We start from the raw sequence: 26135 nt of genomic DNA, 5'->3' as shown, positions 1-26135 counted from the left end.
TTTTAAGTTGAGGTGTCAGATCCATGCGAAACCATCAATTTGCAATCCAAGCGACCGACTTGGCAACCCAAGTCGCTGAATTAACCCGGCTAAAGTTCCTGCCAACGAATTGGGAACAACTTGCCCCCAAAGCCCTCTTGGGGCAATTATTGCTGAACAGCCACCCCGCTGCCCAGAGTGCGCCAGCCGGACAGCAATGGCTAGCCGGCCTGGCGATTGATCCGGCCACTTCGGCAGCTGATTGGCTTGCCAGCGAGCAATCCCTGACCACGGCGGCTTTTCACCTCTTAGCCCTCCAACTATTGGGCTTTGAAGCTGACGTTGATTATCAAGTCGAAGCGCCAAGTGCGGCCGTTGCCAAAATCAACCTCCCCCTGCCCAGCCCGACCAAGTGGACCGCTAAAGCCGTGGTTACCGCCTTCTATGCCCTGCTGGTCAGCCGAACCAAGCACGGATACCGCTACTTGGACCAACTGGCGACCCAAGGGGCCTTGGCTTGGACCTACCAACTGCCGGCCACTGAAAAACCCCTGACCTTCAACGGTCAGCCCATCGCATGCTTTGACCCGGCCCGCTTCATTCGCGAAGTCGTCTACATTGAAACCGACCTCGATACCGACTTTGACGGGCAAGCAGACCTCGTCAAGGCTGAAATTATGCGGCCGGCCGAATCCGACCAAGGACTGGCCGTCCCAGCTGTCTTTACGGCCAGCCCTTACAACCAGGGTACCAATGATCACTGGGGCCAACAGTTGACCCACCCAGTCAATCATCCTTTGACCCATAAGGAAGCTACCTTTCAGGCCCCAACCGAAATGGAATTTCCGGCGCCCAAGCACTACCGCACCGTCACCGGTGAAACCAGTCAAGCCAGTGAAACCTTTAGCGAAACGCCGGCTTACAGCTTAAACAACTATTTAGCAGCCCGTGGCTACGCCATTGTTTACGCCGCCGGGATTGGTACCAAGGATTCCGATGGGTTGCAAACCTGTGGGTCGCCTGAACAAACCGCCGCGATGAAAGCCGTGGTGGAATGGCTCCATGGCGACCGCCGGGCCTTTACCGACCGGACCAGCGGTCAAGTGATTAAAGCCCACTGGTGCAACGGTAACGTCGCCATGACGGGCCGTTCTTATTTAGGCACCCTGGCAACCGCGGTGGCCACGACCGGTGTGGCCGGCTTAAAAGCCATCATCGCCGAAGCCGCAATCTCGAGCTGGTATGACTACTACCGGGAAAACGGCTTGGTAATGGCGCCCGGTGGTTTCCAAGGGGAGGACGCCGACGTTTTAGCGGCCGAGACCTTTAGCCGGACGGGCAACTTAGCCGACTACCTCAAAATCAAACCAACCAACGACGTTTACCTCAAAGTGATGGCCGCCGCCCAGGATCGGCAAACGGGGAATTACAATGCCTTTTGGGCCAAACGCAACTACCGCCCCGCGATCAAAAACATCAAGTGTGCCGTCATGTTGGTCCACGGTCTCAATGATGACAACGTCAAACCCAACCAAGCCAAAGCCCTTTACGATGGTCTGATCGCCCAGGGGGCCCACCCGAAAGTGATTCTCCACCAAGGCCAACACATCTACATCAACGCCTTTCAGTCCCTGGATTTTGCAGAAATGGTCAACCTCTGGCTGGCCCACCACCTCTGGGGGCTGGCCAACGGGGCGGACGAATTATTGCCTAACTTCCTGGTCCAAGACAACCGCCAGCCGCAAACTTGGCACCCGGCGGACCAATGGGACGGTGCCGCCACTACCACCTACAACCTGGGTACCGGGCGTTTAACCCCCCACGCCGTTGAAGCTACTACCCAATTCTTTACCGATGGTCACCCTACTGCCACCTACCAAAAGTGGTGTCAGGATCCCGCGCAATGGCAACAAGCCCTCTTGGCCGATGATGGTACCTTTGCTGCTCATTTCCTGACCCCGCCGCAAACGCAACCACAAGTCTTTCAAGGGACCCCGGTCGTCCAAGCCCGGGTCAAGGTCAATGCCGACCACGGGCTGTTATCCGCCTTTTTGGTTGACCGGGGACAGGCCAAACGCTTAACGACCAGTCCGGTTGTCATCGCCCCGCGAAGTCTGCGGGCCGGGTGGCACTTCGGTAGTGATGACCTGCGGGAATTTGAACTGGCTAAGCAGCCGACGCCAGCCAAAGTGATCGCCTTTGGCCATATCAACCTGCAAAATCGGCATTCCGCCAGTCAAGTTGACGAATTGCGTCCCGACCAATTTGTCGACGTCACCTTCCCGCTGCAGCCGATCTACCACCACTTAGCTGCTGGTCACCAGTGGGAATTGATCCTCTTTGCCACCGACTACTTAATGACCTTGCGGGGCAATGAAGCCTTGACCTACACCCTCGACCTGTCCCATTGTCACTTGACTTTGCCCCACGCGGGACGGGATTAATTGTCGTTTTATGGTTTGAAGGCGTATACTTAATTTTATCGGGCAAAAGAGAGGATGATAATTTATGAAAACAGGGACAACCATTTTAACTTTGGATAACGGCTATCACTTGTGGACCAACACGCAAGGCGATGGCCCGATCCACTTACTCGCCTTGCACGGCGGTCCCGGGGGCAATCACGAGTACTGGGAAGATACGGCCCAGCAATTACAGGCCCAAGGCTTAGACGTGCAAGTTCATATGTACGACCAGTTAGGTTCGTTATATTCAGACCAACCGGATTACCAAGATCCCGCCATTGCCGCCAAGTATTTGACTTACGAATACTTTTTGGATGAAGTCGAAGAAGTCCGGCAAAAGCTGGGGATCGACAATTTCTACTTAATCGGCCAAAGCTGGGGTGGTTTGTTGGTCCAAGAATACGCCGTTAAGTACGGGCAACACCTCAAAGGGGCCATTATTTCTTCGATGGTTGATGAAATCGACGAATACGTCGCCCACGTCAACCAATGTCGGGAAGCTCTGTTGCCTGCCGCCGAAGTGGCCTTTATGCAGGAATGCGAAGCCAACAACGACTACGCCAACGCGCGTTACCAAGCCAACGTCCAAGCCTTAAACGAAGCTTACGTTGACCGCAAGCAGCCATCGAAGCTTTACCACTTGGCCGACATCGCTGGCTCAGCGGTTTACAACGCCTTCCAAGGGGATAATGAGTTTGTCATTACCGGGAAGCTAAAGGACTGGCACTTCCGCGACCAACTGAAGAACATCAAGGTGCCAACCTTGCTGACCTTCGGGGAACACGAAACGATGCCGTTGGCCACAGCCCAAACCATGGCTGACTTGATTCCAAACGCCAAGTTGGTCACGACGCCAAATGGTGGCCACCACCACATGGTCGACAACCCGGCCGTTTACTACCGGCACCTCGCTGACTTCATTCGCCAAGTCGAAGCCGGCACCTTTAATCAATAACCTTTACCTACCGTCATCACCAGCCCGGGGGGCTTGGGATGACGGTTTTTTTATGTCGGCAGCCGCGGTTGCCGCCTGCAAGCAAGCGGTATGTTCACTTAGCAAAAAGCCACCCCATTTCATTACCCCCGGGTCTTGGTAATCATGACCGAAAAACTGGGTCGCCATCGCGTGCGCTTGTTGATCATCATAAATTTTAATTTGCATTGTTGCACTCCCCCCGAACTAATTTTTATCAATATCATCATTTTACCACTAAACATCAACTTATGTTCGACTTCACCAACGTTGTCCCGCTGTTATTTTCTTTTTCCGGCTGCAAACCGTTAATTTTCTGCTACAATCCCCGCCGGACCCGACCAGCAATCTAGAATGTGATAAAATGGGGGACGTTGAACTATTTCCCGGGAAATCCCCGGTGAAAACTAGTGCCGCTCGGCCGTTCCCCGGCCGAAATTTAATGTTTGTGAGGATACCCGAAATGCGAAAACTAGGGAAATTCGTCAATACGCGGACGGGCTTTTTTGCCCTGTTGGTGGGCCTGTTTTGGCTCAAAACCCTGTTTGCGTACGTGATGGACTTTAAACTCGGTGATACCAGCTTTATCCAGGGCGTAATTACCTTTTTCAATCCCCTGGCCACCACGATCATCCTGCTGAGTATCGGCCTTTATTTCAAGCGTTCGCGCTTCTTTTACCCGGTCACCATGGGGCTTTATATTGCCAATACGGTCCTCTTGTACCTCAATGTGATCTACTTCCGGGAATTTACTGACTTTATGACGATCGCGACCATGACCGGTTATTCCAAGGTCAACCAAGGCCTGTCCGGTTCCTCGTTAGCCTTAACCAATGTCCACGACCTCTTGTACTGGGTGGACATCGTCATTATTTTGTTACTGATGCTAGGGAAAAAAATCAAGTTTGACCCGCGGGCCTTGGGCCACCGGCTGGCCTTTGCCGTTACTTCGGTCGGTCTCTTGATTTTAGGACTCAACATCATGGTCGCCGAATTTGATCGCCCACAGTTGTTAGGGCGGACCTTTGACCGGACCTACATTGTAAAATACCTGGGGATCGATACCTTTACTGGTTACGATCTGGTACGGTCCCAACACACTTACAACATGCGTAAGTCGGCTACGAAAGCCCAGCTGGAAAAGGTAAAGAAGTTTACCGATACCAACTACGCCAAACCCAACGACCAACTGTACGGGATTGCTAAGGGCCGAAACGTGATTGTGATCCACCTGGAAAGTTTCCAGCAGTTCTTAATTGATAAAAAGATCAACAACCAAGAAGTTACCCCCTTCCTAAACTCGCTCTACCACAGCAACAGCACCTACGCCTTTGCCAATTTCTTCCACCAAGTCGGTCAGGGGAAGACCTCCGATGCCGAAAACATGCTGGAAACCAGCACCTTTGGCCTGCCACAAGGCTCCCTGTTTGCGACGCTGGGCAACGACAATACCTTCGAAGGCGCGCCGGCCATCTTAGAGCAACGGGGTGGGTATTCGACTGCGGTCTTCCACGGCAACGTCGCCTCCTTCTGGAATCGTAATAACGTCTATAAGAACCTGGCTTACCAATACTTCTTCGACGCTTCGTATTACGATACTTCCGGCGACAAGGCCACCGGGTATGGCTTGAAGGATAAGTTGTTGTTTGCGGATTCGATTAAGTACTTGGAACACTTGCAACAACCGTTCTACGCCAAGTACATCACCGTTACCAACCACTTCCCGTACGAATTGGACAGCGAAGACAAGGACCCGAACTTCACGACTGTTGACACGGGTAATACCGCCGTCAATGACTACTTTGTCACTGCCCACTACCTGGACCAGTCGCTCAAGGAATTCTTTGCTTACCTGGACAAATCCGGCCTGGCAAAGCACTCTTTGATTATGATCTATGGGGACCACTACGGAATTTCCAACTCTGAAAACAAGTACCTGGCCAGTGTCTTAGGGCGTTCCAACGAAGATTGGACCGACTTCGACAACGCCATGCTGCAACGGGTTCCCTTGATGTTTGTCATCCCCGGAACCGACCAGGGGAAGATCTACCAAACCTACGGAGGCGAAATCGACGTCTTGCCGACCTTGCTGCACCTCTTGGGGATTTCCACCAAGCGCTACATTATGTTTGGGACCGACCTCTTCTCCAGTCAACACCGGCAGTTGGTGGCCTTTCGCAATCAAGACTTTGTGACACCAAAGTACACCAGCGTCAACGGGACGATCTATGATACGACCACGGGGAAGATTGCCCACTTAACGGCCAAAGAACAAAAGCAAGTCGAAGCCGACCAACGCTTTGTCACTAAGGAATTGCACCTCTCGGATGCCCTCAACCAAAAGAACCTCTTACGTTTCTACACGCCGAAGGGCTTTAAGAAGGTCAACGCTAGTGATTACAACTACTCCAACGGGTTGCAAAAACTGGAGCAAAAGGACCGCAAGCTCGGCAATAAATCCACCAGCCTCTTTGCGCAAAACGGCCAGAAGACAACCGCCGATCTCTTCTCCACCGATGCGCCAGAGTTGAACCACTCGTCAACCAGTTCCAACCGGATTAAGATTACCAACCCCGATGGCAACAATTAAGGCATAGAAAAAAGCCCCCGCGCGGGGGCTTTTTTCTATGCCTTGATCTTCATTGATGAACTGTGCATCGCCAGGCGCTTATCGGGATAGAGCGCTTTGGCCAGGGCCGTTACGGCCACTGGCGCTTCCCCAAAGCCGTTGGCAATCAGCGCAACTTTCCCCGGGTAGGTTACCCCGTCCCCAATGGCGTACACGCCCGCCACACTGGTTTGCATCGTCGAATCAACCTGAATCAAATGGTGTTCACTCGCCAGGTCTAATTGCCAGTCCTTGAGGGCGGCATTATTGGAGGTAAAACCGTAATTGACCAACACCCGATCCGGGGTAAGGGTCAATCCTTCTTCGCTCTTCATTTTCTTGAGGGTCAAACTAACCTTGCCATCTGCTTGACTGCTGATTTCCTTTGGCAAATAGGGCGTTAAAATTTCTACCGCTGACGTTTGCAAGTCCGACACCATCTTAGGCAGCGCCCGGAACTGGTCGCGCCGGTGAACCAACTTAACGCTTTTGGCTACTGGTTCCAACATCAAGGCCATGTCGATCGCGGAATCCCCACCGCCGAGAACCACTACGTCTTGCCCCGCAAAATCGGCCTTCTGCGTGACAAAGTAGCTCAACTGCTGGTCATCAAGTTCAGCGGCACCCGGCAGCGCTAAGGACCGGGGGGTAAAAGCGCCCTTGCCAAGCGCCACTAAAACGGCTTTGGCCCGGTAGGTGGCTTGGTCGGTCGTAATCGTAAAGCAACCATCCGGATCTTTTTGCACGTTGGTGACCATCTGGCCGACCACCGTGTCCACCGGGGCAATCGCCATCTGGGCCGCTAAGTCCGCCGCAAGTTGGCGCCCGGTCACCCCCGCCTTACCGGCTACATCCCAGATTTGTTTTTCTGGGTACAGCGCGGCGGGTTGGCCCCCTAAGGTTGGCAAGGCTTCGATCAGTTGTGCGTTTAATTCGTGCAGCCCACAGTAAAAGGCCGCAAACATCCCCACTGGCCCGCCACCGACAATGGTGACGTCATACATCTTTTCGGTCATCTTTTTTGCCTCATTTCCGCTAATTTTCAGTAGTTTTATTGTAGCATTGGCCCCCCACCGGCGCAAAAAACCGCAATTGCCAATTGTATTCCCTTTCATGATTCGGTATGATTAAGGAGTAAAACGTTACTACTTGAACAAACGCATAGAAAACATTTGGAGGGACTAATATGGCTCAAAAGAAAATGATTCTCGACTTAGATACTGGGGTGGATGACGCTTTAGCAATCGCTTACGCCGTGGCCGCTCCCGACGTAGATCTGATCGGGATCGTTTCTTCTTACGGGAACAACTTGCTTGATGTTTGTGCAGAAAATAGCTTGAAGTTGTTGGAATTGTTAGGCCAAGAAGATGTACCGGTCTTCTTAGGTTTGCCACATTCCAGCACCAGCGATCACTTTGAGGTGATGCAAGTTTCCAAGGACATTCACGGTGACAACGGGATCGGCGACGTCGACCTGCCGGCCCCAAAGCGCCCCTTAGAAGAAATGTCTGGGGTGGACTTCTACATTGAAGCCGCCCACAAGTACGGCAAGGACTTGATCATCATCCCAACCGGCCCAATGACTAACTTAGCGGCGGCCTTAAAGAAGGATCCGGAAATTGCCCACTTGATCGGCAACGTTACCTTCATGGGTGGGGCACTGACTGTCGAAGGGAACGTGACGGACGTGGCGGAAGCCAACATCAACCAAGATGCCAAGGCTGCCAACGACGTCTTGACCAGTGATTTACCATTGACGATGGTCGGCTTGGACGTTACTTTGCGAACCCTCTTGACCAAGAAGGAAACCCAACAATGGCGCGACCTTGGCACGAAGGCCGGTCAAGCCTTTGCCGACATTACCGACTTCTACATCGATGCCTACTACAACTTAGACATCGACAAGAATGGTTGTGCTCTGCACGACCCACTGGCGGTTGGGGTTTCTTTGGACCCATCCTTCGTTCAAACGATCAGCCTCTTTATGAAGGTGATCTACGATGAACACAACTACGCCCGCACGATTGGGGACAAGGACCGGCTCAACGAACCGAACCCGAATGTGCAAGTCGCAGTCAACGTTGATAAGGACCGTTACCTGGCCACCTTTATGGACTTGTTGACTAACTTGTTCAAACAACACTAATCTCCGCTGAATCATCACAAGCTGAGCAATTCCCGCTCAGCTTTTTCTTTTGTCGTTAAAGTCACGGAACGTGGTATCAGCAGACGGGATATTTTCCCAGCCAATTTTTTAACCACATTCCGTGGTTTTGAAATTGGACTGATGGTTATAACTTATCCCCAACTTATCCCCAAAGTAACCGACTTATCCACCAAATCTTGGGGATAACTCCCACCTTTTCCACACCTTGCAAATAGCCTATCATTCTTATTATCCTCAATCCTTCACCATGTTGTCCCCAAATTTATCCACAGTCTGTGCATAATTGTCCCGCCGCTTTTCCCCAATTGCGTTAAAGCCCCGGTTACCACATTTAGTAGCTCCCTCGGCTTGATCTTTCCCGGGTGATTCGCTACAATGAAGGCATCAATTACCATGTCTGGGGTGCCTTTGGCTGAGATGATACCCATTAACCTGATCTGGTTAGTACCAGCGTAGGGAGTTACATTCGGTAGATCTTTGAAGACGAATTTAACCCGCGCTCCCAGACGAATGCTTGGGAGCGTTTTTACATGGGATTGAAATTTCTTTTTCCCAGGGGGAAGTATTATGTCGACACGTTATCACTTAAAGGATATTATCCTACTGGCGCTAATCGGGATCATCTTCGGGGTGATCTATTACGCCGGGGACTTTATCTACAATGGTTTTTCCATTCTCTTAACGCCCGTTGGTTTAGGCCCCATGGCCAATGATTTAACCATGGGCCTGTGGTGCATGGCCGGTCCGATGGCAGCCATGCTCTTACGCCGGCCCGGGGCGGCCTTTCTCGGTGAATTTCTCGGGGCCGCCGGTGAAATGTTTTTAGGTGGCCAATGGGGGGCCGCTAATCTGATCTCCGGCTTTGTCCAAGGGGTTGCGACCGAGCTTGGGTTCGCCGTTACGCGCTACAAGCATTACGATTGGCTCGGGCTGGCTTCATCAACTTTCTTTGCGACGCTGATTACCTTCGGGTGGGACTGGTTCCGGAACGGTTACGCCCACTTTAGCCTGGGGCTCAACTTGATCTTGCTAGTCGCACGCTTTATTTCCATGTTTGTCTTCTGCGGGGTGCTGGTTAAGTTGATTGCCAACTTACTGGAACGCGCCCACGTCATTAAACCCGCTTAATTATGACTGACCCAATTACGATCCAAAACGTGATCTTTAGTTACCAGGCCCACCAACCAGTGCTTCAGCTCGCCGACCTGACCATTCCCCGGGGCAGCTTTACCCTCCTTTATGGCCCCTCAGGCAGTGGCAAGTCGACCCTGTTGCGCCTCTTGGCCGGGCTGTTGCCAAAATACGGCGGTCACTTAAACGCGCAGGCCGCGATTAACTTGGCCCCACAAGAAACGGCGATGCTTTTTCAAGACCCGAGTCTCCAGTTTGCCCTGGATACGCCCCAACACGAGGCCGAATTTGCCCTCGAAAATCTGCAAGTTCACCGGCACCAAATGCGCCATCGCATCCGGGACGCCTTTGCGACCGTGGGCATCAGTGACCTGGCGGACCGCCAGTTTGCGACCTTGTCCGGGGGGGAAAAACAACGGGCGGCTTTAGCAGTCGTGATTGCTATGCACCGGCCCGTCATCTTATTAGATGAGCCCTTCGCCAGCCTCGATGCCAAGAACCGGGCCTTATTGTTAGCACAATTACAAGCCCAAGTGGCCGCTGGTAAAACGGTGATTATTGCCGACCACGACCTGGCCAATTACCAAGCGGTGCAACCACAAATCATCCGCTTTGACCGGGCCCATCAAGCAACCCAGCTGCCTGAAGCGGCGGCGCAAGCCCTCTTAACGGCCGCCGCTCAGCCGATTGCCCTGCCCACCCAAGCCGCAAGGACCTGGCCGGCCGCGATCGTGGGGCGCAAGCTGGTCCTTGAGCGCCCCCACCAACGCTTATTAGACCAGGCCAACTGCCAAATTCCGGCTAACAAAATTACCCTGCTGACTGGCGAATCCGGCAGTGGCAAATCGACGCTCTTAAAGTGCCTGGCCAAATTAGTTCCCTACCAAGGCGAATTAACCCTGCAGGGGCGCTCGTTGCAAAAGTATCGGCCCCGGCAATGGGGCCGGCAAGTCGGCTTGGTCTTCCAGCACGCCGCTGACCAATTCCTAAACGTCACCATGGCCGAAGAATTAGCCCTCAGCCAAGCGCAGGGACGCCACCCCTACTTCACCCCCGCCAACCTAACGGCAGCCATTGACCTACTAGGACTCACAGGGTTAGCAGACCGGGTCGTCTACTCCTTGTCCGGGGGGCAGCAAAAGAAGCTCCAATTATTAGTCATGCTGATGATGGGCCAACCGGTCCTATTGTTAGATGAACCTTTTGCCGGGCTGGATGCCGCCTCGGCCCAAGCCGTCCGGCAGTTAATCACGGCTTGCCAAGCCGTTCAACCGGCCACCATCATCGTGGTTTCTCACCAGTTGGCTGGCTTGGCGGGGTGGGTGGATTGTCACCTGCACTTAAGCCACCAGCAGCTCCAAGATCTTGCCGAGGTACGCTCATGAACCCAAGTCTCAAGTTATTATTAGTCCTGTTACTCTCGTTAGAAATCTCCTTTACCCAAAAATTGGTTGTCAACCTCCTATTGATCGCCGTGGGGCTCGGATTAGTCATCGCCACGCGGCCCGGGCTGCTAACCCTGCTGCGCTTACTGGTCGTGCCGGCCATTCCGGCAGCAACGCTCTCAATCACCATCGGGCTGTTTACCCCGGGGCACGATTGGTTTTTTGCGGCCGTATTGGCCAGCCGGGTCTACGTTTACGTCCTCTTGGGCAGCGCCGTGACCCTAAGTACCCCGCCCTTACGCTTGGCGCGGTCGCTCGAACAAAACGCTCACTTGCCAGCGAAATTTGCCTATGGCACCTTAGCGGCGATCAACTTATTGCCCCGGATCGTAACGGCGGTTAAAACGATTAAAGCCGCCGGGCAAATGCGGGGCGTAACCCTGAGTTTTTGGTCGCCACGTTTGTATTTCAAAGCAATCCTCAGCGCGATTACCTGGTCGGAACAATTAGCCCAAGCAATGGAATCGCACGGCTTTGTGGAAAATCAACCACGGACGGTGGCCCAACCGATCCCGCTTTCAAAAATTGATTGGTTGCGCTTTGTGGGGAGCTTCGGTTTGGCTCAGGTCGTCTTAATTGCCTTTCCATAATAATTTCGGTAAGATAGGAGTAGTTACTTTTATCACCCGAATTTTGGAGGCGCCAATGAAGAACCAACCTGTTATCATGGACACCCCCACGAAATTGTTGGCCTGCTTGAGCTACTTCAGCATCCTGTTTATGCCGGTGCTGTTCCCGTTAATTGCCTGGCTGGCAGCCACCCACATCCAGCAGCCCAACCTTGCGATTGCTTACCACGCGAAGCGGGCCTTTTGGTCGCAATTATTGCCAACTTTATTGGGCATTGCTGTCATTATCATCATTGCCGGTACCGGTTTGGCCGTTGGTGACCAGGGCTTTGGGCAAGTCGCTTGGCTCTGGCTGCTCTTATTAGGGCTCTTATTATTCGCTGGCCTGCTCTTTTGGCTCTACAATATCGTGATGGGGATTATTGTTTTATTGGATCGTTAACCAAAACGGCCGGGAAGTTCCCGACCGTTTTTCGTACATAATTACTATAAGGAGGATTTTAATGTCAACCATTTTTGGGGTCTTGACCCTGATTGTCGCGGTGGTCATTGCCAATATTGCCCACCTCTTTTTTCCCCGCCTTCCGCTGGCCTTTTACCAAATTTTCGTCGGGTTTTTTTTGGCTCTGTGGCCAAGTATCTCGACCTTTACCCTGGAGCCGGAAACCTTCCTGCTCTTAATTATTGCCCCCCTCTTGTTTAATGATGGCCAAAACGCCTCCTTCCGGGCGATTTCGCGCAACGTGAAGCAAATTATTTCCATGACCGTTTACCTGGCGATCTTTACCGTCTTGGTCGCCGGGATTGGCCTGCACTTCGCCGTCGCGGCCTTCTCTTTACCATTGGCCTTCATGCTGGCGGCCATCATTACCCCAACGGATGCGGTTGCCGTCAAATCGCTAACCACTGGCGTCGCGATGCCTGCCAACGTCCACCGGACCTTAGAGCACGAATCGTTGTTTAACGACGCTTCCGGCTTGGTCCTGTTTAGCCTGGCCGCGTCAACCTTGGCCTCGGGACAATTTTCCTTAGTCCATGGTTTAACCACCTTCCTGTACGTCTTCTTAGGCGGGATTATTTTCGGGGCCCTGGCCGGCTGGCTAATGATTGAACTGCGCCTCTTTTTGATGCGGACCAACGTCGACATCGGTCAAATTGTCATTCCCTTGAACGTCATGACGCCGGTCATCGTCTACTGGTTGGCCGAAGAACTCCACTGCTCGGGAATCTTGGCTGTGGTAGCCGCTGGGATCATGCACAGTCTGCTCAACGACCGGTTGCGCTTAACGTCGGCCAAGGTCCAAATTGCTACGACCACCCTGTGGCAAATCCTCAGTGATACCTTAAACGGGATCGTCTTCGTCTTTTTGGGGTTAAGTCTCCCCGAAGCATTAGGCGCTACGACCCCCCAAAGCCTGGGTAACCTGACCTTGATCGCCATCTTCCTCTACCTGATCACCACGGGGATTCGCTACTTATGGGCGCGGCTGAACTTTGTCGATCTTAAAGGGTCCACCGAAGATCAGCGCAAGAATGCCCTCGTCTTAGCCCTGGGAGGGATTCACGGGACGATTACCCTGGCAATGGCCTTTTCCATTCCGACCCTCATCAACGGTCGGCCCCTGGCCCTGCGCAACACGATGATCTTGATTGCTGCTTTAGTGATTTTAATCAGTATCATCAACGGGGCCCTGCTCTTTCCTAAACTGTTGCCCCCTAAGCGCAATACCTACACGGCGACGGAATTTGCCAATGGTTTGATTGCCGCCGTCCAAACGGCGATTGGGCGAATTGAAGAAGCCGCTGCTCACCCCCGGGAACGCGCCGCGGTCATTGACCAACTCAGCTCGCAAATGACCTTAACCTACCAAGTGAACTCCGCCACCTACCAAAAAATCTTGGCTGACTGCCATGAGGTTGAAATGCAACTGATTGATGAACTCAGCCAGGAAGGGCAGATCGATCAGTTCTTACTTGATTTCTATCAGCACTTGATCACCCAAAGCGTAGTCAACCACACCAACCATGGCCTCCGTTCCTTTATCCGGACCTTTTATCACCGGTGGAAGTGGCGCCGCATTCGCCACAAGTTGCGCCAAGTCCAAGTGACGACCGCCACCGATGCCGTCCAAAAAGAAATACGGAATCTCTTGGCGCGGACCACTTGGGCGGTCAACAACCACTTAAACCAGGTTCAAACGTCAACGAATGTCAATGAAGTGGCAATGGTCCGTCGGCTTTACCTCAACCGGATTCGGGCCCTCAGTCGCCAACAGCGCTTGGACCAAGAGGTAATGCACCAGCTCTTCGTCAGCGCCTTCCAGGATGAACATAGTTTCATTCAACAAGCCCTCGCAGCGGGTGACATTAACGCCGATCTGGCCAAAGCCCTCAACGAACACATTTCGATTGATGAATTGGTCTACATGCAATCCAACTAAGCAAACGGGACGCTCCACCAACCTGGTAGGAGCGTCCCGTTTTAAGTTCCTTATTTCCCGGGAAATTATTTTACGTAACGAGCTAAGAAGGCTTGCAAGTGGGCCCGGTAAGCTGCCGGGCTCGTCGCATAGGCTTTGGCATGGCCCGCGTGCGGGACGACCCAAATTTGTTTAGGTCCCTGGGTGGCCCGGTAATTTTGCCACACCATCTTAGTTGGCACGAAATCATCAGCGGCCCCGTGGATCAATAGTAAGGGCCGGTGATTGTGATGAAGGGCCCGCGTGCTGGAGGCGCTTTGGGTAAAGAAGCCATTGGCCACCCGGTTGATCACACTTAAGGCCCCTTCAACCGGAATTCGAACTAACATTGGCAAGTGATACAAATGACCCGCTTGATAATCCAATTCTGCTTGCAAGCTGCTGTAGCCGCAGTCCGCGACCAGCGCCTTGACTTGAGCTGGCAGTTGCAACCCACTGGTCATCATCGTCGTGGCGCCACCCATGCTGACCCCAAAAATCACAATTTGACTTTTCGGGCCATGGTCGCGAATCAGTCGCTTGGCCCACTTACGGACGTCGTAGCGTTCCGGCCAACCATAACCAATGTAGTGGCCCTGGCTTTGCCCATGCGCCCGTGCGTCCGGTAACAAAACGTTGTAGCCTAACTGGTGAAACAGCGCCGCGTAGGCCCCCATGCTTTCCTTATTTTGCATAAAGCCATGTAAGATAATCACACTTTTCGTCGTTGGCTGCGCCGCCGGGAGGTAAGCCGCCACCAAGCGGGTTTTTCCGTCGGCCGCCGTCATCGTCCACTTTTGCTTAGTCGCTTGCTGAAACCAACGCTTTTGTTGGTAGAGCGGATCGCTCTTTTTAATCACCGTCGTAGGGTTGCTGACAAAGGATTTATGGCTCGGCACCATCGCCACGTGGAAAAAGTAGGCCCCCGCGGCCCCCCAAGCTACGAGCAGCATTCCCACTAGCGCCAGCCCCCAGCGCCACCACGAACGTTTCTTTTTATCTGTCTTATTCATAAACAACTACACTCTTTTCTCTCAAAATCTTAGTTAGTTTACCACATTTGGGAAATCGACGCGATTTGCCACGCTCCGTGGTGAAAAATGTTAAAATGAATTGGTAAAGGATGTGAGGATGATGTTCCCAGAACGACTACGGGCCTTGCGCCGCGGGCAAAAAATTACCCTGAAGGCGCTGGCCACGGAATTAAATCAAAACTTAGGGCCGAATGAAAAACCCAACACGGCCTCGCAAATCGGCAATTGGGAACGGGGCATTCGGACCCCGTCGTATGTGGAAGCCCGCAAATTGGCCGAATTTTTTGACGTTAGTCTCGACTACTTGACCGGGAAATCAGACCGGAACGATTACGATCTGGCGAAACTTTTCTTTTCCAGTCGCGACTTACGGTTTAACAATACGATTTTGTCCAGTGAAGATCGCTACGAAATCTTCCAATTAATTGACGGCTACCTCAAAGGTAAAGACAACCGGCGGGAAAGTGAACCGACCCAAAGTCAACAAGAAGAATTGAACCTCAAATTTAAGTAAGTTATGAAGAAAAAACAACTCAAAAAGCTAAAACAACGCGTTAAAAAGCACCGCCCAGCGCCTTATATCGCGCAACTGACCCAGTATGGGGAACTGTTTGATCCATTCCCGGTCATTAAGTATTTGGTGAATAACGTTTTAGAGGCTGACCGGCTCTTAAAGCGCGGGTTGATCCCCCAGGCCCTGCCCAAATTGTTGCTCCCTGATGACATTCAAGATCAAATTTTTACCGCCGTCAACGCCCAATACCCACGGGGGGATCGGCAAGGCGACCGCTTGTGGGAACAATATTCCAATGCTTTACCCAAGTTAGACCGACTCTTACGCAACTTTCGCGATTACTTAGAGACGACGTACGGGATGTGGTCTTACACCAACACTTCGTTTATCAGTGCCCTCAGTGACTATTTAGCTGGGGCGCCGGTGTTAGAAATCATGGCTGGCAACGGCTACCTGTCCAAAGGTTTGCGGGATCACAATCCCCTGCAAACGATTTTCACTACGGACAGCCAAGCCTGGGTTAAGGAAAACGAAACCGGCAAGCACCCGGTCACGACCATTGAAGCCCTTGATGCCCTGGCCGCCATCGAAAAATATGGGGACCAGGTCGACTACGTCCTCATGTCCTGGGCTCCGGATAAAGATGAAAACGATTATCAAGTGCTGGAATTGTTGCGAAAACGCTTCCCGGATGTTCGCCTTTTAGTCATCGGTGAACGCGACGGGGCCACCAATTCGCCGAAATTTTGGCACCTGGCCCAATTAAGCCAACCCGCTGCTCTAGCACCGGTAAATGCCGGTCTAAAGAGCTTTGACTTGATTGACGAACAGGTATACCTAGCGGAATAACGCCGTCGCATTGCATCTCGCTAAACCAACGAACTAAAATTTGGTTTAGCGAGATTTTTTTCGTTTTCAAAAATTCAAAAGCTGACCATTTGCCGATGATTTTTTTAATTTCCCTGCATTAATTCCCTTGTTTTGCGGTTTTTTATCCAAATTCCAGTCCATCGTTTAACAAATATGGTATACTACCTAATGTATTCGCTTCCATCACGAAAAGGATACGCTATCCATTCTCATTAAGGAGGACAACATGGTAGGAATTGTTTTAGCCAGTCATGGGGCCTTCGCCGATGGGATTTTCCAGTCCGGGGAAATGATCTTTGGCGAACAACCCAATGTGGCACACGTTATCTTAAAGCCTGATGAAGGGCCTGAAGACATTCACAAGAAGATGGAAGATGCCGTCAGTACCTTAGAAGATCAGGACCAGGTCTTATTCTTAGTTGACCTGTGGGGCGGGACGCCGTTCAACCAAGCCAGCGACCTCTTTGACCAACACAAGGACTCCTGGGCAATTGTTTCTGGGATGAACTTGCCAATGGTCATCGAAGCCTATGCTTCCCGTTTCTCCATGAACACGGCCCGGGAAATTGCGACCCACATCGTCGAAACGGCTAAAGAAGGGATCAAGACCTTGCCAGAAGAATTGATGCCTCAAGAAGAAGCGACCTCACAAGCAGCCGCCCAACCAGCGGCTCCGCAAGGGGCGATTCCTGAAGGCACGGTCATCGGCGACGGTAAGATCAAGTACGTCTTAGCTCGGATCGACACCCGACTCTTGCACGGGCAAGTTGCCACCGGGTGGACTAAGGCCACTAATCCCAACCGCATCATCGTGGTTTCTGACAATGTGGCCAAGGACAAGCTGCGCAAGAACATGATCGCGCAGGCCGCTCCGTCCGGGGTACACGCTAACACGGTGCCGATCAAGAAGATGATCGAAGTGGCCAAGGATCCCCGCTTTGGGAATACCAAGGCCATGCTGCTGTTTGAAACGCCGCAAGATGCCCTCGCTGCCATCAAGGGTGGGGTCGACATCAAGGAACTCAACGTTGGTTCGATGGCTTATAGTGACGGGAAGGTCAACGTCAACCAAGTCTTGGCCATGGACCAAAACGACGTCGATACGTTCAAGGAACTGAAGCAATTAGGCGTCACCTTCAACGTCCAAAAGGTCCCATCCAGTGGGAAAGAAAACATGGATGAACTGTTGAAGAAGGCGCAAACGCTGATTGACCAGCAAAAGAACTAAAGGAGATTATTATGTCTGCGATTTCAATGATTTTAGTTGTGATTGTAGCGTTCTTAGCCGGGATGGAAGGGATCTTGGATGAATTTCAATTCCACCAACCCCTGGTTGCATGTACGCTGATCGGTTTAGTTACCGGCCACCTGATTCCCTGTGTAATTCTCGGTGGTTCACTGCAAATGATTGCCCTGGGGTGGGCTAACATCGGGGCAGCCGTCGCCCCAGACGCTGCCTTGGCTTCGGTCGCTTCTGCTATTATTTTTGTTCAAAGTGGGGCCGCTACCAAGAGCATGGGGACGGCGACGGCGATTGCCATTCCCCTGGCCGTAGCGGGATTATTCTTAACCATGATTGTTCGGACGATCTCAGTTGCAATTATTCACATCATGGATAAGGAAGCTGCCAAAGGGAACCTGCGGGCCATTGACATGTGGCAAATCGTTGCCATCTGCTTACAAGGGCTGCGGATTGCTTTGCCAGCCGTTGCGCTGTTAATCATTCCAGCTGACCAAGTGCGGGCCGCTTTAAGCGCGATGCCAGCTTGGTTAAACGAAGGGATGACCATCGGTGGTGGGATGGTTGTGGCCGTTGGTTACGCCATGGTTATCAACATGATCGCCAACCGGGAAGTTTGGCCATTCTTTGCCATCGGGTTTGTCCTCGCCGCTGTTACGCAATTGACGCTGATCGCCATCGGGGCCTTAGGTTTGGCCTTCACCCTGATTTACCTGGACTTGGAAAGTAAGGCCGGGAACGGTGGTAACGGCGGCAACGGCGGTAGCGGTGATCCGCTCGGTGATATCTTAAACGATTACTAGAATTTGGAGGCAAAGACTAATGGCTGAAAAGAAAATTACGTTAACAAAGCGGGACCGTTGGAGTGTCTGCTGGCGTTCAACGTTCCTCCAAGGTTCTTGGAACTACGAACGGATGCAAAACGGGGGCTACGCCTTCGCTTTGATTCCCGCCATCAAGAAATTGTACAAGACGAAAGAAGACCGGGCAGCGGCTTTAAAGCGCCACCTGGAATTCTTTAACACCCACCCTTACATTGCCTCGCCAATTCTGGGGGTCAGCTTGGCCTTGGAAGAAGACAATGCCAACGGGACGCCGATTGACGCCGCCACGATGTCCGGGGTTAAAGTTGGGATGATGGGCCCATTGGCTGGGGTTGGTGACCCCGTCTTCTGGTTTACGGCGCGGCCAATTATCGCTGGGTTAGGGGCTTCTTTGGCCATCTCTGGGAACATCCTTGGTCCAATCCTGTTCTTCGTTTTGTGGAACATCTTACGGATTGCCTTTATGTGGTACACCCAAGAATTTGGTTACCGAACTGGGACCAAGATTACCGACGACGTATCCGGGGGCTTGCTGCAAAAGGTCACCCGGGGGGCCGCAATGATGGGGATGTTTGTCTTAGGGACCTTAATCGAACGGTGGGTTACCATCAAGTTCACCCCCGAAGTTTCCCGGATCAAGCAATCTTCTGGGGCTTACATCGACTGGGACAAGCTGCCTAACAACCCTACTGCCATCAAGACCGTCCTGGAACAATGGAACATGGGCAAAGGGATGTCCTTAACGGAATACAAGGTCACGACCTTGCAAGACAACCTTGACTCCCTGATTCCAGGCTTAGCGGCCTTGCTGCTGACGCTGTTGTGCATGTGGCTGTTGAAGAAGAAGGTTTCCCCAATCGTAATCATCTTAGGCCTCTTTGTGGTCGGGATTATCGGTCGGGTCATCGGCTTGCTCGGCTAAGCTGATTCCTTAATCATTAATGCGCCAGTACTTCATTGGGAAGGACTGGCGTTTATACATATTTCAGTCAGAGAGGAAGATTTTATGGTTGAATCATTGAACAAAAAAGCCGAATTAATCGCCAAGGGGACTTACTTTACCACTTTTAGCGCCTACGGTCAGATCATGATTGGCGACGAGGGGTTCGAATTTTACGAAGACCGCAACGTCCAAAACTTCGTCCAAATTCCGTGGGATGAAATTGACTTGGTGGTGGCTTCACTTCTGTTTGGCGGCAAATGGATCCCCCGCTTCAAGATCCAAACCAAACGCAACGGCAGCTTTATCTTTGCCGCCCGCGAACCCAAGCGGGTCCTAAAGGCGATGACCAACCATATCGATCCGAACCACGTCGTCCGCGCCCTAACCTTTACCCAGAACTTGACCCGGAACCTCAAGACCCTCTGGCACCGGCGCCAAAACAAATAATTTTCCCCCCGGTTCTCACGCACGTGCAAAACTGCGCAAGGACCGGGGCTTTCTTTATCCCCCGGCTGGCAATTAACGCCTCTGCTCGTGAGTTCCTGCACCATTCCACCGGCAAAAAATCCTGATCAGGTGATTGAAAACGCTTTCTAAAATAGTATAATTAAGCTAAAAATGACTATTTATGGGAGACTTATTATGCACAATCACCGAATTCGTAAATTATCCGCAGAAGCCTTAGCCGCCCTCCTGGTGGCCAGCGCCCTCAGCGGTTTTCCGCTGGCCGCCCACGCTGCCACGGCGAATGCCACCGCCCCAGCGGTAACGGAAACAACGTCGGCCCCGGCCGCAACGGCAAGCACCGCTCTCAATGATTCAAGTGAAACACCGACCCCAACGTCAACTTCGCCAACTGATCAAACACCCCCACCAAAGGACCCAAGCCCGGCACCGCAAGCTCCAACGCACACGCCCGCTGAACTCAAGGCCCTGACCCAGGGCAAATCCGCCACGGAAATGGCCGCCATGATCAAAACCGGTCAGGTGAGCGCTCAGGAACTAGTTGAGCAAGCCTTCCAGCAAATTAAGACGGAAAATCCCGCCCTCAACGACGTCATCTATACGGATCCGACTGGGGCGGCCGCCCAGGTGAAAGCAGTTGACCCCAACGCCCCCTTCGCTGGGGTCCCAATTCTGATCAAGGGCTTGGGCCAAGCGATGAAGGGCTACCCGGGGACCAACGGGTTAACCTTTGAAGCCGATAATAAGTACACCTACACCAAAAACTTCGTCCAACAATTACAAAAAATGGGCTTCATCATCCTCGGCGAAACCAACTTCCCAGAACTGGGCTTGATTAACGTAACCCAGTCTAACTTAAACGGGAATGCCGGCAACCCTTGGGACGCCACCCGGAATCCGGGCGGTTCCTCTGGGGGTTCGGCAGCCGCCGTCGCGGCGGGGTGGGTCAGTTTAGCCACCGGGAACGATGCCGGCGGTTCCTTGCGCATCCCCGCTTCATGGTCCGGGGTTATCGGCCTCAAACCAACGCAGGGCCTGATTCTTGGGGATTCGACCACCCCATCAGTGGTTAACTTTGCCGAAACCCGCAGTATTGCTGACACTCAAGCCCTTCTCACTGGCTTAATGAATCCTGCCCACCGGGACATGTTACAGCCAGTCCCGCAAGATTTAACCCAATTAAAGATTGCTTATTCCACCACTTCACCGGTCGGGACGCCAGTCAGCCCGGACGCTAAAGCAGCCGTCTTACAGGCGGTGGCCTTTTTGCGCCAGCAGGGTTTCCAGGTCGAAGAACACCCGGCTCCGGTTGATGGCGTGCAGCTGATGCAAGCCTACTTCTTAGGCGCCTTGTCCAATGGTTCCACCGCCAACTACCTGGCCAATCACTTCTTGCACCGCAATCTAACGGCTGATGATGTTACCAATCACGTCATCAGTCCGATGACCTACGCCCTGTACGAAGCCAGCAAAAAAGCCCCTCAGACCGTTGGGGCTGCCTTTAAAGGTGAATTGGCCTTAGTCAAGCAAGCGATGGATGCGTTTCACCAAGAATATCCGCTCTACTTAACTCCTACTACCGCCGTCGTAGCACCTTTAAACGCAGATCCGGCCTTTCTGCCGGCTGACGTGGAAAAATTAAAGGCCAGCGGTGACCTGCCGTTTGATCAACAGATGCAATTAATCTACGATGCTTGGCTCCACGGGTTAACCAAGACCCCGTTTACCCAGTTGACTAACTTGGCCGGGGAACCGGCCCTCAGTCTGCCAACCTACCTTTCTGCGGCCAACTTACCCCTCGGGATTCAACTGCAAGGCGCCAAGGGCAGCGACCAGACCTTGCTGGCGGTCGGAAAGCTCTTTGAAGACCACCACCAATTCAAGTTGCTGGACCAACAGGTAAGCAGTGACGCTGATCAACCCACAACCAGCGAGGAGCCTCAACCACCAGCCACCCCTGCTGACCAAACCGTAACCGACACAAAGCAGGCGCAAACACAAACCGAACCTAGCCAACCGGCCGCAGAACAGCCTGGAACCACCCCTGACGAACCGCAAATTGCCACCCCAGTGGATCAACCGGCCACCACGGGACCAAAGTCAAGCAATGACCTGGTGTCAACCGGTCAAGCAAGCCAACCAGCTGATCACGAGCCGGCCATTGCAGTTAGCGAACAACCGACCCCAACTCTCACGGATCAGTTGGCCACCGCAGCCCAGCAGCCTGAGCGAATTGCCACTAAGCCAAATGTGACTGGAAGCCAAACCGAAACGCAAGGGGAAACCCTTGCCCGCAAACCGGCTGCCCTTACCACTGGGCAGCAGCCAAGCCGCACCCTGACCCCGGCAAGCGCAGTCCGCTTGCCACAAACCGGGAACCGGATCAGTCACCTGGCCTGGGCCCTGGGGAGCCTTGGTCTCTTCGCAGTCCTTAGTCACTGCTGGCTGCGCCGGCAACTTCGCCCCTAAGCTTTCCTTACTGGACTTTAAAAAGCGGCTGACGAGCCTTCACCACGCTCGTCAGCCGCTTTTGCTGGTTCATTCATTAATTTTTAAAGCACAAAGGTTAACAACCAGACGGTCACCAAGCCGACCACCACCGATGACAGCATCGAGCGGGTAAAGTAGGCCACAATTGCCACTAAGACCGCCGCAATCAAATAGCTGGCATGGCCAAAGACCGTTACATTCGTCCCCAGGGCATTGACCTGATCAAAGAAGTACTGGTACTTACCGTCCAAAAAGAGGGCCTTGACCACCAGCGCCGTAAACAGGCTGACGGGCACGTACTTCATCCATTCATTAAACCACTCCGGAATCTTCCGGTTCGTAAAGAACCGCATGGGGAAATACCGGGGTAAAAAGGCGGCCACCGCGGCCACCACAATCACAATCAAATGGTAGACCGTATTATGATGGCTGGGGACAAGCGACGCCACCGCTAAATTAGTCACAAACGTATCCATTACTCTTCTCCACTATCATTTGCTGCTTCTACTTGGGCGGCCTGTTGGGCCTTTTTTTCACTCAACATTTGCCGATCCTCGACGGTATGCCGGGTCATCGCCGGCCTAAAGAGCCGCTTTAAGACCCACGCGTTCTTCGGATCCTTGCTGTGCTTGCGGACCCAATCTTCAATGGCAAACCCAATCAAAGAGGCAATCAAAGTGGCAATAATGATCCCCAGGGTGCTCTTGGTTAACGTTAAGAAGAACAAGGAGAGGGCCGTTGAGGTCAAGCAAATAATCAAACTCAAGTGACTCCGCATCTGCATCACGATCATGTAAATGAATAAGGCCGTTAACGCAAAATCAACGATTTCTAAATCAATCGTGACCGTACTGCCGATTAAGCCCCCAATCAGGTTCCCACTCGCCCAAGAAATCAGCGAATAGTGCTCCACCATTAACGCATCTTGGGGAGTCCACTTCTTATCGGTCGCAAACTTCAGATAGTTAACCGCGTAGTTTTCATCGTTCATTGACGCTGAAAACAAGAGGACAAACTTCTGGCTTGAGGACCGGAAGTACTTGGAAAGGCTGGACCCCAGCAAGGCATACCGCAATTCTAGGAAGAACAGGGTCATAAAAATCGTACTGATTGGGGCGTCAATTACCAACAACGAGGCCAGGATAAATTGGGCCCCACCAGAGAACACCATAATCGAGATTAAAAAGGTAAGGACAAAGTTCATCCCCGCCGCGTGCAGCAAAATCCCACACGCGACCCCGATTGGCAGGTAACTCAAACACAGGGGCATCGAGATCCCCAAGACCTCCAGCCACCGCTGGTTCCCTGGATTGAATTGATGTGCTTTCTGTTGCAAGAAGATATTCCTCCAAATTATGTTGAAGTCGTCAGATTGCGGTAACCTTTTTACCGCTCACCTTCTATGGTAACATATTTAATTTTCGGTGAATATCTTCAAACACAATTCGCGGCGAACTTTGCTCACACTTGCGCAGCAACGGCCGTTTGGTGCAACGGCAAAATGACCGTAAAGGTCGTCACCTGCGGTGTGGACGTCACTTCGACTTCCCCGTGGTGCAAGTCCACGATACTTTTGACGATCGCCAAGCCCAGGCCGGTCCCGCCAGTATCTTTGGAACGCGAGGATTCGACCCGGTAAAACCGCTCAAATAAATGCCCCAAGGACGCGGCCGGAATCTGGGTCCCATCATTGGCAACTTCGATCACTACTGACGCACCGACCTGACGGGCATCAATTTTGATATAACTGGCACCATTGCCGTACTTTAGGGCATTGGCGACCAGATTGCTAAAAACCCGGCCCAACTTTTCGGGATCCGCATCCACCAAGAGCGGGGTCGGCTGCGTTGCCGAGCTAACCTCAATCCCCCGCTTTTGTCCTTCCAACTCAAAGCTGGCACTGACTTGCTCCAACAACTGGGAAAGATCCACGGTCATCATATTCACCGGCGCCCCGTGTTGTTGCACCTTAGTGTATTCAAACAGGTCATCCACCAGGGTTTTCATTTGTTTGGCCTTCTCGTAGGCAATATGGGAATATTTAACGATGTCTTCTTCAGAATGGTACTGCTTATCTTCAATCAACCGCAAGTAGCCGATAATGGAGGTCAACGGCGTGCGTAAGTCGTGACTGACGTTGGTAATCAATTCATCCTTGGATTTTTCAATCTGGCGTTCATCATTCATCGACTGGACGGCACTGTCGACCAGGGCATTGACACTGGTGATTACGTGTTGCTCACTCCCCTTCAAGCGAAAAGGAATCCGGTGATCCAAGTGGCCTTGGGCAATGTAGTGCAACTCGGCAATGATGTGATCCATTTGGTATTGGTGATAGCGCCGCTTGAGTCGCCACCAGACAACCCAACCGTCTAACAGCATCAACAGGCCGATCACGATCCGCTGATAGGACCAAATTTGGGTATGGTAAGGCCCAAACCACAGTGACTGCTTAATGATAAAAATCCCACTGGCCAGCCCCGGATTTGACTGAATGACCCCCTGAATGATCCCAATTACCGCCACGTTAATCAAGATCAGGAGGGCCACCGTCACGACGCCTTCAAAAAAAAGCGCGCTTTTTTCGCGCCCCGTTAGTTTCAACATGGTCTTCCTTTCTGCCTAGGCTAGTGCGCCGCAACCTTATAGCCAACGCCCCAAACGGTTTCAATCACCTTTTCGCCCCCGGTTGCCGCTTCGATCTTATCCCGCAGATGGCTCACGTGAACCATCACCGTCTTGGCTGACACGACGCTTTCTTGTTGCCAGACCCGTTCGAAAATATCATCCGCCGAAAAAACGCGGTTGGGATGACTGGCCAGCAAATACAAGATGCCAAATTCTAGAGCCGTCAGTTGGATCAAGTCCCCCTTTAAAGTCTTGACTTCGTGGGAATCCTTGTTGATTTGCAGTGGCCCGACGTTTAACACGTCCGGCTGGTCGTTGGTGACCGTTCCTTCGCTCCGCCGCAACAACGACTTGACCCGCGCCATTACTTCGAGCGGATTAAACGGCTTGGTCACGTAGTCATCGGCCCCGGAAATCAGGCCTTGAATCTTATCCATGTCCGCGGTCTTAGCTGATAAGATCAACACCGGAATGGCTGAGTCCTTGCGTAATTGCTTGATTACTTCCATCCCGTCCATCTCCGGCATCATCAAGTCCAAGATCACCAAGCCAATGTCGGGCGTCGTATTAAGCTTGGTCAAAGCTTCTTTGCCATTGTAGGCTGCCACGGGTTCGTAGCCTTCATTTTTAACGTAGATTTCCAAAAGTTGCACAATTTCTTTGTCATCATCGACCACTAAAATCTTCATTTTTGGCCACCCCTTTACGAAAGTTCATATTTTTATTATACCCGCAATTCGGGGGAAAACGGTCCTTAGCCCGGAGCTTTAAACAAAACTAAAAAAGCACCCGCCCCAGCTGGTGCTGGTTTGGGTGCAGTGTCTTGATCAATTTTTGATCGCAGGGGTGAAACGTCGTCCACTACGTTTCACCCCGAGCCCCCTGCAATCCGGCAGGTTATGGGCCCCACGAGAGTTTTACCGCGAATGCGGGGTTGCCATTTGGGTGACAACCAAACCTCTCAGCTCATCGCAACGTTTAATTTAACATATTTTGGGCGCATGGTAAAGTTCTACGCCCGCAACTGGTACCAAATTCCCACCGCCAACAAGCCGGTCCCGCAAAAGAAACCCGCCTGCAACGTTTCACCTAAGACCAGCCAGCCGAGCAGTGCTCCGACCAGAAGATAATTTATTATCTGAGATGTTGTTACGCTGGCCCTATCTAGGTAAATTGTAGCTAGTAACTCATTTAGCGATGAGCTGATGGGTGAAGTCTACAAGCCCCCGAATTTTATTCAGGGGTAACTTGACAGAACGGTGCGTAAAACACTTTCTGCTATATAAAATGTAGAACAACATAGAAGAGTAACTCTTTTATGCTGTTAGAAA

23 protein-coding genes and 1 riboswitch are annotated in these 26135 nt (G+C 52.4%); of the genes, 16 read left to right on the top strand and 7 right to left on the bottom strand.

All coding sequences use genetic code 11. The annotated features are described in order from the left end of the window. Positions 1 to 23 precede the first annotated feature (23 nt). Both FC43_RS04165 and FC43_RS04160 read left to right on the top strand, forming a co-directional pair. Positions 24 to 2423, top strand: a complete 2400-nt coding sequence (locus tag FC43_RS04165) for a Xaa-Pro dipeptidyl-peptidase (protein ID WP_019206642.1) — start codon at positions 24 to 26, stop codon at positions 2421 to 2423. Between the two features lie 64 nt (positions 2424 to 2487). Continuing rightward, positions 2488 to 3399 (top strand): proline-specific peptidase family protein, encoded by a 912-nt coding sequence (locus FC43_RS04160; protein WP_019206641.1) that lies wholly within the window; start codon positions 2488 to 2490, stop codon positions 3397 to 3399. Positions 3400 to 3402: 3 nt separating this feature from the next. On the opposite strand, the gene FC43_RS04155 is transcribed toward FC43_RS04160, so the two are convergent. Beyond that, positions 3403 to 3606 (bottom strand): hypothetical protein, encoded by a 204-nt coding sequence (locus FC43_RS04155; protein WP_019206640.1) that lies wholly within the window; start codon positions 3604 to 3606, stop codon positions 3403 to 3405. 274 nt (positions 3607 to 3880) lie between these two features. Here FC43_RS04155 and FC43_RS04150 point away from each other — a divergent pair, with 274 nt between their 5' ends. Then, complete coding sequence (locus FC43_RS04150; RefSeq protein ID WP_019206639.1) at positions 3881 to 6007, top strand: LTA synthase family protein; 2127 nt, start codon at positions 3881 to 3883, stop codon at positions 6005 to 6007. 35 nt (positions 6008 to 6042) lie between these two features. On the opposite strand, the gene FC43_RS04145 is transcribed toward FC43_RS04150, so the two are convergent. Then, entirely contained in the window at positions 6043 to 7041 is a 999-nt protein-coding gene (locus FC43_RS04145; protein WP_056954345.1) for an NAD(P)/FAD-dependent oxidoreductase, read from the bottom strand. A 170-nt stretch (positions 7042 to 7211) separates the two neighbouring features. Here FC43_RS04145 and FC43_RS04140 point away from each other — a divergent pair, with 170 nt between their 5' ends. From FC43_RS04140 to FC43_RS04115, 6 genes are all read left to right on the top strand, one after another. Beyond that, positions 7212 to 8171 (top strand): nucleoside hydrolase, encoded by a 960-nt coding sequence (locus tag FC43_RS04140; protein WP_019206637.1) that lies wholly within the window; start codon positions 7212 to 7214, stop codon positions 8169 to 8171. A 409-nt stretch (positions 8172 to 8580) separates the two neighbouring features. Next, positions 8581 to 8668: riboswitch (TPP riboswitch) on the top strand. 91 nt (positions 8669 to 8759) lie between these two features. Next, complete coding sequence (locus FC43_RS04135) at positions 8760 to 9320, top strand: ECF transporter S component (protein ID WP_019206635.1); 561 nt, start codon at positions 8760 to 8762, stop codon at positions 9318 to 9320. Positions 9321 to 9322: 2 nt separating this feature from the next. Further along, positions 9323 to 10708 (top strand): ATP-binding cassette domain-containing protein, encoded by a 1386-nt coding sequence (locus FC43_RS04130; protein WP_019206634.1) that lies wholly within the window; start codon positions 9323 to 9325, stop codon positions 10706 to 10708. After that, on the top strand, positions 10705 to 11358 hold the full coding sequence (locus FC43_RS04125) for an energy-coupling factor transporter transmembrane component T family protein (protein ID WP_019206633.1): 654 nt from the start codon (positions 10705 to 10707) through the stop codon (positions 11356 to 11358). The genes FC43_RS04130 and FC43_RS04125 overlap by 4 nt, the downstream gene beginning before the upstream one ends. A gap of 55 nt (positions 11359 to 11413) precedes the next feature. Next, complete coding sequence (locus FC43_RS04120; protein WP_019206632.1) at positions 11414 to 11779, top strand: hypothetical protein; 366 nt, start codon at positions 11414 to 11416, stop codon at positions 11777 to 11779. 61 nt (positions 11780 to 11840) lie between these two features. Then, the gene (locus tag FC43_RS04115; RefSeq protein WP_056954343.1) at positions 11841 to 13778 is read left to right on the top strand and encodes a cation:proton antiporter; all 1938 of its coding nucleotides are present in this window, start codon (positions 11841 to 11843) and stop codon (positions 13776 to 13778) included. Between the two features lie 65 nt (positions 13779 to 13843). Here the strand turns inward: FC43_RS04115 and FC43_RS04110 are convergent, their stop codons facing one another. Beyond that, the gene (locus tag FC43_RS04110; protein WP_040470074.1) at positions 13844 to 14809 is read right to left on the bottom strand and encodes an alpha/beta hydrolase; all 966 of its coding nucleotides are present in this window, start codon (positions 14807 to 14809) and stop codon (positions 13844 to 13846) included. Positions 14810 to 14930: 121 nt separating this feature from the next. Between FC43_RS04110 and FC43_RS04105 the strand changes: the two genes are divergently transcribed. From FC43_RS04105 to FC43_RS11550, 7 genes are all read left to right on the top strand, one after another. Beyond that, positions 14931 to 15344, top strand: a complete 414-nt coding sequence (locus FC43_RS04105) for a helix-turn-helix domain-containing protein (RefSeq protein ID WP_040470099.1) — start codon at positions 14931 to 14933, stop codon at positions 15342 to 15344. 3 nt (positions 15345 to 15347) lie between these two features. Beyond that, positions 15348 to 16193 carry a hypothetical protein gene (locus FC43_RS04100; RefSeq protein ID WP_019206628.1) on the top strand — a complete coding sequence of 282 codons (846 nt, stop codon included), beginning with the start codon at positions 15348 to 15350 and terminating at the stop codon, positions 16191 to 16193. A 247-nt stretch (positions 16194 to 16440) separates the two neighbouring features. Continuing rightward, on the top strand, positions 16441 to 17442 hold the full coding sequence (locus FC43_RS04095; protein WP_019206627.1) for a PTS sugar transporter subunit IIB: 1002 nt from the start codon (positions 16441 to 16443) through the stop codon (positions 17440 to 17442). A gap of 11 nt (positions 17443 to 17453) precedes the next feature. Beyond that, positions 17454 to 18257: a PTS mannose/fructose/sorbose transporter subunit IIC gene (locus FC43_RS04090; RefSeq protein WP_019206626.1), complete on the top strand. Its 804-nt coding sequence runs from the start codon at positions 17454 to 17456 to the stop codon at positions 18255 to 18257. Between the two features lie 19 nt (positions 18258 to 18276). Further along, positions 18277 to 19200 (top strand): PTS system mannose/fructose/sorbose family transporter subunit IID, encoded by a 924-nt coding sequence (locus tag FC43_RS04085; protein ID WP_019206625.1) that lies wholly within the window; start codon positions 18277 to 18279, stop codon positions 19198 to 19200. 84 nt (positions 19201 to 19284) lie between these two features. Further along, positions 19285 to 19668: a DUF956 family protein gene (locus tag FC43_RS04080; protein ID WP_019206624.1), complete on the top strand. Its 384-nt coding sequence runs from the start codon at positions 19285 to 19287 to the stop codon at positions 19666 to 19668. Positions 19669 to 19863: 195 nt separating this feature from the next. Next, the gene (locus FC43_RS11550) at positions 19864 to 22155 is read left to right on the top strand and encodes an amidase family protein (protein WP_056954341.1); all 2292 of its coding nucleotides are present in this window, start codon (positions 19864 to 19866) and stop codon (positions 22153 to 22155) included. 83 nt (positions 22156 to 22238) lie between these two features. Here FC43_RS11550 and FC43_RS04070 read toward each other — a convergent pair whose 3' ends face one another. The 4 genes from FC43_RS04070 to croR form a co-directional block, all read right to left on the bottom strand. Then, a complete protein-coding gene (locus FC43_RS04070) occupies positions 22239 to 22652 on the bottom strand; it encodes an AzlD domain-containing protein (protein WP_056954339.1) in 414 nt (137 codons plus the stop codon). Further along, positions 22652 to 23446, bottom strand: coding sequence for an AzlC family ABC transporter permease (locus FC43_RS04065; RefSeq protein WP_081583837.1), 795 nt, complete (start codon positions 23444 to 23446; stop codon positions 22652 to 22654). Before FC43_RS04065 ends, FC43_RS04070 begins: the two co-directional genes overlap by 1 nt. Positions 23447 to 23637: 191 nt before the next feature. Continuing rightward, entirely contained in the window at positions 23638 to 24780 is a 1143-nt protein-coding gene (locus FC43_RS04060; protein WP_040470095.1) for a sensor histidine kinase, read from the bottom strand. 23 nt (positions 24781 to 24803) lie between these two features. Then, entirely contained in the window at positions 24804 to 25493 is a 690-nt protein-coding gene (gene croR / locus FC43_RS04055; RefSeq protein WP_019206619.1) for a response regulator transcription factor CroR, read from the bottom strand. Between the last annotated feature and the right edge of the window lie 642 nt (positions 25494 to 26135).

The organism is Limosilactobacillus ingluviei DSM 15946 (assembly GCF_001435775.1).
GTDB classification, from domain to species: Bacteria; Bacillota; Bacilli; order Lactobacillales; family Lactobacillaceae; genus Limosilactobacillus; species Limosilactobacillus ingluviei.
The sequence above is the reverse complement of the archived record's forward strand: the minus strand, read 5'-3'. Positions and strand labels throughout refer to the sequence as shown.